Origin of the sequence: Bifidobacterium pongonis (assembly GCF_019331805.1) — a bacterium.
GTDB classification, from domain to species: domain Bacteria; phylum Actinomycetota; class Actinomycetes; order Actinomycetales; family Bifidobacteriaceae; genus Bifidobacterium; species Bifidobacterium pongonis.
Genome location: NZ_JAHBBE010000050.1, coordinates 1 through 11,354, shown reverse-complemented (window position 1 = coordinate 11,354; position 11,354 = coordinate 1). Strand labels below are relative to the sequence as shown.

Annotated in this window: 8 protein-coding genes and 1 riboswitch; of the genes, 7 read left to right on the top strand and 1 reads right to left on the bottom strand. The window is 59.9% G+C overall.

Going from position 1 to position 11,354, the window contains the following annotated elements:
* The 7 genes from KIH75_RS09475 to KIH75_RS09445 all read left to right on the top strand — a co-directional run.
* The coding region (locus KIH75_RS09475) for a hypothetical protein (protein WP_219056465.1) at positions 1-296 on the top strand (296 nt) is incomplete at its 5' end.
* Positions 297-854: 558 nt separating this feature from the next.
* Positions 855-2,768 (top strand): hypothetical protein, encoded by a 1,914-nt coding sequence (locus KIH75_RS09470; protein ID WP_236028230.1) that lies wholly within the window; start codon positions 855-857, stop codon positions 2,766-2,768.
* A 1,044-nt stretch (positions 2,769-3,812) separates the two neighbouring features.
* Positions 3,813-4,994, top strand: a complete 1,182-nt coding sequence (locus tag KIH75_RS09465; protein WP_219056464.1) for a hypothetical protein — start codon at positions 3,813-3,815, stop codon at positions 4,992-4,994.
* Positions 4,995-5,187: 193 nt separating this feature from the next.
* A riboswitch (TPP riboswitch) is annotated at positions 5,188-5,298 on the top strand.
* Positions 5,290-6,186 (top strand): hydroxyethylthiazole kinase, encoded by an 897-nt coding sequence (gene thiM / locus KIH75_RS09460; protein ID WP_219056463.1) that lies wholly within the window; start codon positions 5,290-5,292, stop codon positions 6,184-6,186. Its footprint overlaps the riboswitch before it by 9 nt.
* A gap of 532 nt (positions 6,187-6,718) precedes the next feature.
* Complete coding sequence (thiC, locus tag KIH75_RS09455; RefSeq protein WP_219056462.1) at positions 6,719-9,304, top strand: phosphomethylpyrimidine synthase ThiC; 2,586 nt, start codon at positions 6,719-6,721, stop codon at positions 9,302-9,304.
* 184 nt (positions 9,305-9,488) lie between these two features.
* The gene (gene thiD, locus KIH75_RS09450; protein ID WP_219056466.1) at positions 9,489-10,289 is read left to right on the top strand and encodes a bifunctional hydroxymethylpyrimidine kinase/phosphomethylpyrimidine kinase; all 801 of its coding nucleotides are present in this window, start codon (positions 9,489-9,491) and stop codon (positions 10,287-10,289) included.
* A gap of 113 nt (positions 10,290-10,402) precedes the next feature.
* A complete protein-coding gene (locus tag KIH75_RS09445; protein ID WP_219056461.1) occupies positions 10,403-10,810 on the top strand; it encodes a thiamine-binding protein in 408 nt (135 codons plus the stop codon).
* Between the two features lie 331 nt (positions 10,811-11,141).
* Here the strand turns inward: KIH75_RS09445 and KIH75_RS09440 are convergent.
* On the bottom strand, positions 11,142-11,354 hold a 213-nt coding region (locus KIH75_RS09440; RefSeq protein WP_219056460.1), incomplete at its 5' end, for a hypothetical protein.

Sequence of the window (11,354 nt, the reverse complement as noted above, 5' to 3'; positions counted from 1 at the left end):
CTCTCTTTCTTTTGCGTCTCTCTTTACCAAAATCAGACAAAACCAGCCCAATTCTGTCCGATTCCGGTCAAGCCCCCCCAACTCCCCGCACCTCCCCTTACCGAAATCAGACAAAAACCAGCCAAATCTTGTCTGAAAACGGTATGAGGGGCTGGCCCAGCAGCTACCGAAATCAGACAAAACCAGCCCATTTTTGTCCGATTCCGGTAACGAATAACCCAACCAACTCCTCTCCTGATCTCTTCCATTACCGAAATCAGACAAAACCAGCCAAATCTTGTCTGAAAACGGTATGAGGGGCTGGCCCAGCAGCTACCGAAATCAGACAAAATCAGCCCATTTTTGTCCGATTCCGGTAACGAATAACCCAACCAAATTCCCGCGCCACCCCGATCTCTCCCATTACCGAAATCAGACAAAAACCAGCCCATTTTTGTCCGATTCCGGTAATGAGACGAGCCAGTCGGTAATGAGACGAATCAGCTAGCCCACCTCCCGCACACCCCGTTACCGGAATCAGACAGAATCAGCCGGGTTCTGTCTGAAAACAGTAGGAGGGTGAGCTGGACAGCTACCGGAATCAGACAGAATCTGAGCAAATTTGTCTGAAAACGGTAGGAGGGTGGGCCGGGCAGTTACCGGAATCAGACAGAAGCAGCCGGATTCTGTCTGAAAACGGTATGAGTTGGTCACATTCCTGCAAACCTTCGCCGTGAGAAAACCGGACTATCCACAGACCGCGATTTGACTGGACTACCGGCACTCTGCGGTGTTATGTTCTTCCATAAGGGAAAGGTCAGCACGGTACGAATGCATCATAGAATGCAAACGTTGTACATCGCATGGGAGAGGCAATGCGCGGACAGACACAGCATTCCATGAATCAAGAACACAGCCCGGCCCTCAGCTCCGCCGTCGCGGCTACCGACCCCTCCATGCCGGATTCGCACAACCAGCATCAAGACCACGACCCCAGCGACACCAGCAATCCCAGCAATCCCAGCAATCCCAGCACCCGAAGCGCCCGAACCAAACCCAGCAAACCCACCAAACCCACCAAACGCAACTGGGCGCACATCGCCGTATTCATCGCCTATCTCGCCGTCGTGATCACAGTAATGTGCTTCCACGAGCCCTGGTGCGACGAAGCGCAAGCGTGGCTCATCGCACGCGACTGCTCGTGGAAGGATCTGCTGACCGTCCGCACGCATTACGAAGGCCACCCGCCACTGTGGTGGGCGCTGCTCGCCATCCCGGCGAAACTCGGCGTCCCCTACGAATGGGGCCTGAAAAGCGTCCAACTGCTCACCGCCGCACTAATGATCTGGCTGCTGGAATTCAAAACGAAACTGCCCGAACTGCTGAAATTCATCATGCCGTTCTCGTATTTCCTCTGCTACCAGTACGGCGTCATCTCGCGCCCCTACGCACTGATGCTCGCCTCCATGTTCCTCGTGGGCATCAACTGGAAGAACCGCGACAGCAAACCGTGGCCCCTGGTGCTCAGCATGATGTTGCTCTGCCTCGCCAGTTCGTACGGCCTGGCGATCGCCGGCATGTTCGCCGTCAACTGGATTTGGGATTTCCTGCGCAAGGAAAGAAAACTGTTCGGCAACACGGCCCGCTCGATCGGACTGATAAGCCTCCTCGTGTTCGCCATCGTCGTGCTGATCGACGTGATTCCCGCCAAAAACGTGTACCACGGACTGTTGGATAGCGGCTCCTCGCCCGTCAATCCGTGGTGGCTGAGGCTCCTCTACATGTGGCTGCTGGTGCCTTCGGAAACGCTGTTCACCTCGGTCGTATCCGATTCTTCCCTCTCATTCGTGTCGGTCGACATGGACGACCTGCTGTTCACCGCGGTATGGTCGCTGCTCATGTGGGCGTTCCTCGTGGTGGTTTCGCGCAGACGGCATCACGCCGCCCTGCTGATCAGCACGTATCTTGCGTTCAGCATCGTCGCGGCATCTCATTTCTACGTCCACCATGAGGGCATCGTGTTGGGATTCTTCCTGACCATACTCATCATCGACTGCGCGGACGAACGCCTATCCGCACGCAACTGCCCGCCGCAGATCACATCGCTGCTGGGGAAGCTGGCGCGGCAGATGTCGGAACGCGGTTGGATCATGCTGAAAAAATGCGGTGCAATCATCGGCGTTCTGGCGATGATGATCAGCGTGTATTGGACGGCCAGCTCATGCATCCGCGATATTCGATACAACTACGACACGTCCAGGGCGATGGCGAACCTCATCAGGAAATACGATTTGGACGACTACCGTTGGGTGTCCGGATGGTCGAGGATCTGCAAAACGCAGGATTCGAATTCGGCGGTGAGCCAGTACATCGATGCGCATAAGGATGCGCAGACCGCGAAAGGCTGCGTTGATTTCACCAAATGGCCGGGCACGGTATTGCTTACCGCGAACCCGTATTTCGACCATAATCTGATTGACAATTCGCAGGCGAGCTATCTGTCGTGGAATTGGCTTAATGAGGTTTCGGACGCGAAGAAGGACAAGGCCGAATGGCGTGCCAAAGGCGAGCCGGAATTCTTCGCCACCATCTACCAGCCGTTCTATTTCTCCGATCTGGGGTACGACCGGAATGATTACGTGAAATTCAAGATCGCGGACACCGTTACCCCGTGGAAGGACCGATACGGCACCGACAACGACAGCATCTACATTCGCAAGGATATCTACCATAATGTGATGCATTCGCCGGATACCGGTTTCACTTGGGCGGACGGCAAGGAGCGGTAGCCCCAGTGCCGGGGTTGGTTTTTTGGGGGTGGGTTGGTTGGGTGTGTTGGTTGGGTGGGTTTGAGTTGGGTTGGCCGGTTGACTTTTGCCCCCCTCCCATCTCCTGCACCCCTCATTACCGAAATCGGACAGAATCGGGGGAATTTTGTCTGAAAACGGTATGGAGTGACCCCACCTAGCGCCACCGGAATCAGACAGAAACCGGCCATTTTTGTCCGATTCCAGTAATGAGACAGCCCGCCCAACTCCCCCTGAACCCTCCCGCTACCGAAATCAGACAAAACCGGCCCAATTTTGTCCGAAAACGGTATGAGACACCCCGCCCAACACGACCGAAATCGGACAAAATCAGCCCATTTTTGTCCGATTCCGGTCAAGACACCCCAATTTCCCCGGGCCTTCCCATCCCCGCACTCCCCTTACCGAAATCAGACAAAACAAGCCCATTTTTGTCCGATTTCGGTAACGAGATGAGCCAGTCGGTAATGAGACGAGTCAGCTAGACCATCCTGTGCACCCCCGTTACCGGAATCGGACAGAAACGGGGGCATTTTGTCCGATTTCGGTAATGAGATGAGCCGACTAGCCCGTCCCCACGCACCCCGTTACCGGAATCGGACAAAATCAGGGCGATTTTGTCCGAAAACGGTATGAGGGCGGGGCGGATGGCAGAGGGGGGCAACTTGTGGCAGCGGGGCAGCAACGGGCGGCCTGTGACAGCGCGAGGTAGCCACGGCGGGAGGGCAGCCTGCCTGACATGACCGGAATCGGACAGAATCAGGGGGATTTTGTCTGAAAACGGTATGAAGGAGACCCCAGCAGCTACCGGAATCAGACAGAAACGGGGCATTTTTGTCCGATTTCGGTAATGAGATGAGCCAGATGGTAATGAGAGTCAGCTAGTCCGCCCCCCGTGCGCCCCATGACCGAAATCAGACAGAAACGGAGCGATTTTGTCTGAAAACGGTAGGAGGCGGCAGCGGGCGGTAGACGTTATGCTGGATTGCGGAACGAAGAGGAGAAGAGGATATGGAGGGCGACGGTATGAGACTGTATGACAGCAGGAGTCGAAGCTCACGGATCGCATCACGGCTACTGGTCGCGTTCGTCATGTTCGCGCTCATCCTGGGCTTCGCCGAACGCCACGGCATCGGCCAGCAATTCTCCGCCGACGAACTCACGGACATCCGCAGCGTGATCAGCACCGCCGCGTCCATACGCTCCACCGCCGCCGCCAGCGCCGACTTCGCCCAATCCACCACGCATGCCAACGATTTCGCCAACGCCACGCAATCCACGCGCAACGCCATCGCCGCCTACGACGCACTGGCCTCCGACGACGACATCACGCGCTTCGCCGCCGGTTCCAAGTCGGGATTCAACCTCACCGACTTCAACCTCAGCAACGTATTCAACGCCACACCGCGTAGCACCGTCATCAGCAAAGTCGACAATCTGAACAACGCTTCGACGGCGATGCAAACGCAAACATCCGCCCTCATCGACGCCATGGAAACCGCATTCGCCAACGATTTCAAAGCGGATGGCGGCCATTGGATGGTTCAGGTCAGCGATCCCGCAACCATCAACGATCTGGTGGCGCGGTACGGCAAACAGCGCTCCTATCAAACACTGCAGGAGCATCTCGACGACCTGAAAACCTTGTACAGCTTGGAACAGCAGGTCAGACAGCAGGTGACCGATTCCATCGCCGCCCTGCACACCGCCGAAACGCAGGCGGCCGCCATCAACGTACCCGCCAATCCCCTCGCGCTCGACGCGGCCGGATGGATGAGCACGACGCAAACGGTGGCATCCGCGCTGGGCGTGCAAGTCAAGCAGACCAGTGTATACGGTTGTGGCGATCAGGACAACGGCAGCGATTCGAGTCAGGTAATCGGCTTCTTCTGCGGCGCGCAGGCCACGCGCAATGAGGTGAATCTGCTGGTCACGCACCCCGACTGGCCGCAGGTCGAACGCAGTCCGCTGGTCGTCGACGACACGAAGCATGAGCTTTCGCACCGGTCCATCATGATCGTCTGCGGCACGACCGAACCCACGATCGCGGCGAACCGCATGGAAGCCGTGACCAACTCGTATGCGGTGCTGTTCTACGGCGCGGACCGCGAGCGCATCGCCAACAGCCAGCAGGGGTTGTACGAGTATGCGATGGATGCGCAGTCCGATGCGATTGCACAGGCCATTCATGACGGGCGGTGCGCGTGACACAGGGCGTGACTCAGCGTGCGTGACACAGCGTGCGTGGCGTAGTGCACAGCGATTCAGACGCAACGATTCAGCTACAGCGGCGGGCGCACCACCGCAAAGTCACCGCCCCAGCACCTCACATCACCACAAAAACGCCGATTACCAGCATCGCGCCTCCGTGTCAAGACCCTTGTATACTTTGAAACTGTTTTTGTACATGCAGGGGGGCTTCCAGCCGATCGCCGGAAGCTGAGATAGGCGAACGCCTGACCCTTTGAACCTGTTGGTTAGGACCAACGTAGGGAGCAGCGCAATGAGTGATAACTCATCCAGCGACGGCATGGCAGCCGTATCCGCAACCGATCCGATTCGTGACCTCATCAGGCTGGCCGTGGAAGGCGTACATGAGAGCACGCCGCTCGCCCAGTCGTTCACGAACTTCGTCACCATCAACCTGGTGGCGAACGCACAGCTCGCCGCGGGCGGTACCGCGGCCATGAGCTTCCTGCCGGACGACATTGTGGAAACCGCGAAAATCGCCGGATCAACATACATCAACGTGGGCACTCTGCTGCCCTTCTACCAAGATGCGCTGGCCGACATCGCCAGCAAACTGCAGTATTTGGGCAAGCCGTGGGTGCTTGACCCGGTGGCGGCGGGCATCGGCAAAACCCGCACCGCCATCCTGCAATCCTTCAAGTCCGCTCCTCCGACGGTGATTCGCGGCAATGCGAGCGAGATCATCGCCTTGGACGCCATGTGGGAGCTTGGCGCGCAGACCGATGACGCCGAAACCACGCGCCCGGCCGGCGTGGAAGCCGTGGACGATGTGGAGGCTTCGGTCGAGGCCGCCAAGCGACTGGCGCGGTATCTCGCGCAGCACGCGCCCAAGGGCAAGGGCGCGGTTGCCGTGTCCGGCGAGGCTGATCTGGTGACCGATGGCGAAACCGTGTACCGTCTGCCGGGCGGTAGCGCCATGATGACGAAGATCACGGGCGCCGGATGCTCGCTCGGTGGCGTCACCGCCACGTATCTGGTCGTGTCGGATCCGCTGATCGCGGCCATGTCGGCAAGCCTGCTTTACAACCGCGCGAGCGAAATCGCGGAACGGGAATCCAAGGGCCCCGGCTCCTTCCAGGTCGCGTTCCTCGACGCGCTGTGGAACGTCACCTCCGATGAGGTTGCCGCGTCCGAGATCCGTATCGGGTGAATGCCGTGCTTGATGGCTTGATGGCGTGATGGCTTGATTGCGCGGGCGTGATTGCGTGATGACGCGGGCGTGACGTGATGCGTTGTGCGTGATGGCGTGATGGCGTTGCGTGCGGTGCGCGGACGGATGACGGATGTGCGTTGCACGTGATGGCGTGTGATGGCGATGCGTGAATTGCAGCGCGTGACCAACCGCCAAGCGTGACCGGCCGACGTGCGTGTCTTGCGGATTCACGTCGACGATTCCAACGATTCCAACGATTCCAACGATTCCGAGAGACGCACGATGGCCGTGACCGAGATACGACGACCGCGCTCCCGCAACGCAATCGCTTATCCGCGCAGCCGTAATCACGGCAAGCGCGACCGCACCCCAGCGGCCCGGACAATCCGGACAATCCGGACAATCCCCAGCAATCACAAACGTCCAAGCAACCCCAAGCAACCCCGAACAACAAAGCACCAAAACAACCCCAAACCCCACCAATTCCAATACTTCCCATACTTTCCCAACACCAAACAAGGGGACAACAATGACCAACAACTACCCATACGCATCCATGCGCGACCGTTTCGACCTCAGCGCCTACTTCGTGGTAGGCCCGGAGGATTGCAAGGGCCGCCCGATCACTGACGTGGTGGACGACGCTCTGCGCGGCGGCGCGACCTTCATCCAGCTTCGCGCCAAGCATATGGACGCCAAGGAACTCACCGAAACCGCACGCGACATCGCGCAGATCATCGAAGACAACGACAAGTCCGACACCGTGCCGTTCGTGATCGATGACCGCGTGGACGTGGTGTGGCAGGCCCGCAACAAGGGCATCAAGGTGGACGGCGTGCACATCGGCCAGACCGATATGGAACCGCGCGAAGCCCGCGCACTGCTCGGCGAAGACGCCATCGTAGGCCTGTCCGCCGAAACCGAAAGCCTCGTCAAGCTCATCAACGAACTGCCCGCAGGCTGCATCGACTACATCGGCGCCGGCCCGCTGCACGTCTCCACCACCAAGCCCGAAGCCTCCGTCGGCGGCAACGACGGTTCCGGCCACACGCTCGACGAACAGCAGATCAACACCATCTGCGCGGCGAGCGACTTCCCCGTCGTGGTCGGCGGCGGCGTGCATGCCGACGATATGGAAATGCTGGCGTCCACGGATGCCGCCGGCTGGTTCGTGGTGTCCGCCATCGCGGGCGCGGACGACCCGGAAGCCGCCACCCGTGACATGGTGACGCGTTGGAAGGCCGTGCGCGGCAATCGCAAGCACGGGTACGCGCCTCGCCCGGCAGCCACCGAATCCGCAAGCGCAAGCGCAAACGCAAACGCAGCCGAGCAGTCGCCCGCCGAACCCAAGTTCACCAACGCCAAGGAAGCCAAGGCCGCCGCCAAACTCGCCAAGCAGCAGCGCGTGGACATCGCCGCACGCGGCTCCAAGCAGCGCGACAAGGCGCACATCCGCAAAACCACGCCCATCCACTTCGAAAACGAATTCGGCTCCTACGATCTCAACGTGCCCTACACCGAGATCGCCCTCTCCGACACGCCCGGCGTCGGCCCGAACCCGCCGTTCAAGGATTACAACACGGAAGGCCCCAAGTGCGACCCGAAGGAAGGCCTCGCGCCCCTGCGCCTCGACTGGATCCGCGACCGTGGCGACGTGGAGGAATACGAAGGCCGCCGCCGCAACCTCGAAGACGACGGCAAACGCGCCATCAAGCGCGGCAAGGCCTCCAAGGAATGGCGCGGCCGCCAGCACAAGCCGATGCACGCCAAGGATCATCCGATCACGCAAATGTGGTACGCACGCCACAACATCATCACCCCGGAAATGCGTTACGTGGCGGAACGCGAACACTGCGACGTGGAGCTCGTGCGCTCCGAACTCGCCGCGGGACGCGCGGTCATGCCGTGCAACATCAACCATCCGGAAGCCGAACCGATGATCATCGGTTCCAGGTTCCTCACCAAGCTCAACGCCAACATGGGCAACTCCGCCGTCACCTCGTCCATCGATGAGGAAGTCGAAAAGCTCACGTGGGCGACCAAGTGGGGCGCGGACACCGTGATGGACCTGTCCACCGGCAACGACATCCACACCACGCGCGAATGGATCCTGCGCAACTCCCCCGTGCCGATCGGCACCGTGCCCATGTACCAGGCGCTCGAAAAGGTGGAGGATGACGCGTCCAAGCTCAGCTGGGAACTGTTCCGCGACACCGTGATCGAACAGTGCGAGCAGGGCGTGGATTACATGACCATTCATGCCGGCGTGCTCATGCGCTACGTGCCGCTGACCGCGAACCGTATGACCGGCATCGTTTCGCGCGGCGGTTCGATCATGGCCGAATGGTGCCTGCAGCATCATCAGGAAAGCTTCCTGTACACGCATTTCGACGAACTGTGCGACATTTTCGCCAAGTATGATGTGGCGTTCTCGCTGGGCGACGGACTGCGCCCCGGTTCGCTCGCCGACGCGAACGATCAGGCACAGCTGGCCGAACTCATGACGCTCGGCGAACTCACCAAGCGTGCGTGGGCGAAGGACGTGCAGGTGATGATCGAAGGACCGGGCCATATTCCGTTCGACACCGTGCGCATGAACATCGAAATGGAGAAGGCCATCTGCAACGATGCGCCGTTCTACACGCTCGGACCGCTCACCACCGACACCGCGCCCGGCTACGATCACATCACCTCCGCCATCGGCGGCGTGGAGATCGCACGCTACGGCACCGCCATGCTGTGCTACGTCACGCCGAAGGAGCACCTCGGCCTGCCGAACAAGGATGATGTCAAGCAGGGCGTGATCGCCTACAAGATCGCCTGCCATGCGGCCGATATCGCCAAGCATCACCCGCACGCCATGGACCGCGACAACGCCATGAGCAAGGCGCGTTTCGAATTCCGCTGGCTCGACCAGTTCAACCTGAGCTACGATCCGGACACCGCCATCGCCTACCACGATGAGACGCTGCCCGCCGAACCCGCCAAGATGGCGCACTTCTGCTCCATGTGCGGGCCGAAGTTCTGCTCCATGGCCATTTCGCAGAACATTCGCAAGAAGTTCGGCGATGCGGCGGCGCAGGCGCAGCTGGTGAATGAGGCGTTGAAGAAGTGATTTGCGTTGGGCGGTGTACTGACGTGCTGATTGCGGACTGACGTAACGATGGCACGGTGCGCGAGGTGCGCACTGTGCCGTGCTGTGCCGTAGGCCACTCTCACGGTTTTGCCGAACCGGTGGCCTACGGCGCGCGAACCGCCTAGAATCAGGATTTTGAGGACCGACAACAAAAGGAGACATGATGGAACACACGACACTGCAACCGGTACTCGCCATCGCCGGATCGGACTCCTCCGGCGGCGCGGGCATCCAGGCCGACCTGAAAACCATGCTCGCCAACGGCGTATTCGGCATGAGCGCCATCACCGCGCTCACCGCGCAGAACACCACCGGCGTGCGTTCCATCCAAGACACGCGGCCCGAAATCCTCGCCGACCAGATCGACGCGGTTTTCGACGACATTCCGCCCGTCGCCGTGAAAATCGGCATGGTCTCCTCCGTCGACCTCATCACCGTCATCGCGGACCGACTGACCGCACACCACGCCAACAACGTGGTGCTGGACCCGGTCATGGTCGCCACGTCCGGTGCGAAACTCATCAGCGACGACGCGGTCGACGCGCTCACGCAGCGCATGTTCCCGCTCGCCACGGTCATCACGCCGAACATTCCCGAAGCGTCCGCGCTGACCGGATTGCAGATCGAGGATGCGGACGGTATGGAACGTGCGGCGCTGAAACTCGCCGAACAGTTCGGATGCGCCTCCCTGGTGAAGGGCGGGCACAACACGAACGATGCGAACGATGTGCTGGCCGAAACCGACGGGACGATCACCTGGTTCGACGGGCAGCGCGTGGACAATCCGAACACGCACGGCACCGGATGCACGCTGAGCTCCGCCATTGCGTCGCATCTGGCGCTCGGCGAGACGCTTCCCGAAGCCATTCGCAGCGCCAAGGCGTACCTGACCGGTGCGTTGAACGCGCAGCTCGACTTGGGGCATGGGTCCGGGCCGATGGACCATGCGTGGCGCTGGCGGTAGCGCTGGTGCTGGGTAACCCCTTTAAGCAGGTAACCCCGTAAGCAGGAATCGCAGAACACAACAAGCAAACGCAGAAACGCAAACGCAACAAGCAAACGCAGAAATGAGGAATCATGGCTCTTGACCGCAACGCCGAGAAGCAGGAAGTGCCCGTCGACCCGAAGACCGGCAAGCCGTACATCAACACGCTGGCGGCCGTCGCCATCAGCCCGGCCGGCGCGAGCCCGGAGAAGTCCACGTACGTGTCGCAGGCGGTGGATGTGATTCGCCAGTCCGGCCTGCCGAACGAGACGAACGCCATGTTCACGAACATCGAAGGTGATATCGATGACGTGCTCAAGGTGATCCGCGACGCAACGATGAAGCTGGCCGGCCAGGGCTACCGCACCGACGTGGTGATCCGTCTCGATATCCGCCCCGGATTCGAGGGCCAGATCCACGCCAAGCAGGAGCTGGTGGACGAGATTCTCGGCGCCCAGGAAGGCGAACAGGAAGGCGAACAGGAAGGCGAACAGGCCTGAGCGGCTTCGCTGAACAGCTTCGCTAGGTGGCTTCGCTGAGCGGCTTCGCTGAACGGCTTCGCTGAACGGCTTCGCTGAACGGCTTCGCTGAACGGCTTCGCTGAACGGCTTCGCTGAACGGCTTCGCTGAACGGCTTCGCTGAACGGCTTCGCTGAACGGCTTCGCTGAACGGCTTCGCTGAACGGCTTCGCTGAACAGCTCTGACTTAGGTGGCTACCTGAGTAACTGGCTAACTCTTAGGCACCCCAGTAAAAAGCGCTGGCGAGAGGACACCCCTCTCGCCAGCGCTTTCACTATGTCCAGTCTCCCTTTTACCGAAATCAGACAAAATCAGCCCAATTCTGTCCGATTTTGGTAATGAGACAACCCAACCACCCTCCCCCGCACTCTCCCATTACCGAAATCAGACAAAACCAGGATAACGTCCGAAATCTTGCGCACTTTCGGATTCCGGCCCTGACGCAGGAGGGCATGGCCCGCGTCCTGTGTACGATTTTCATTCGCCAAAACAAAAAACCGCGATTGGAAGCCAGGAGACGGAAC

What these genes read in the sequence shown, in the direction of transcription:
- KIH75_RS09470 (WP_236028230.1), top strand. Translation starts at nt 855, where the DNA reads ATGCGCGGACAGACACAGCATTCCATGAATCAAGAACACAGCCCGGCC.
- thiC (WP_219056462.1), top strand. Translation starts at nt 6,719, where the DNA reads ATGACCAACAACTACCCATACGCATCCATGCGCGACCGTTTCGACCTC.
- thiD (WP_219056466.1), top strand. Translation starts at nt 9,489, where the DNA reads ATGGAACACACGACACTGCAACCGGTACTCGCCATCGCCGGATCGGAC.
- KIH75_RS09465 (WP_219056464.1), top strand. Translation starts at nt 3,813, where the DNA reads ATGAGACTGTATGACAGCAGGAGTCGAAGCTCACGGATCGCATCACGG.
- KIH75_RS09445 (WP_219056461.1), top strand. Translation starts at nt 10,403, where the DNA reads ATGGCTCTTGACCGCAACGCCGAGAAGCAGGAAGTGCCCGTCGACCCG.
- thiM (WP_219056463.1), top strand. Translation starts at nt 5,290, where the DNA reads ATGAGTGATAACTCATCCAGCGACGGCATGGCAGCCGTATCCGCAACC.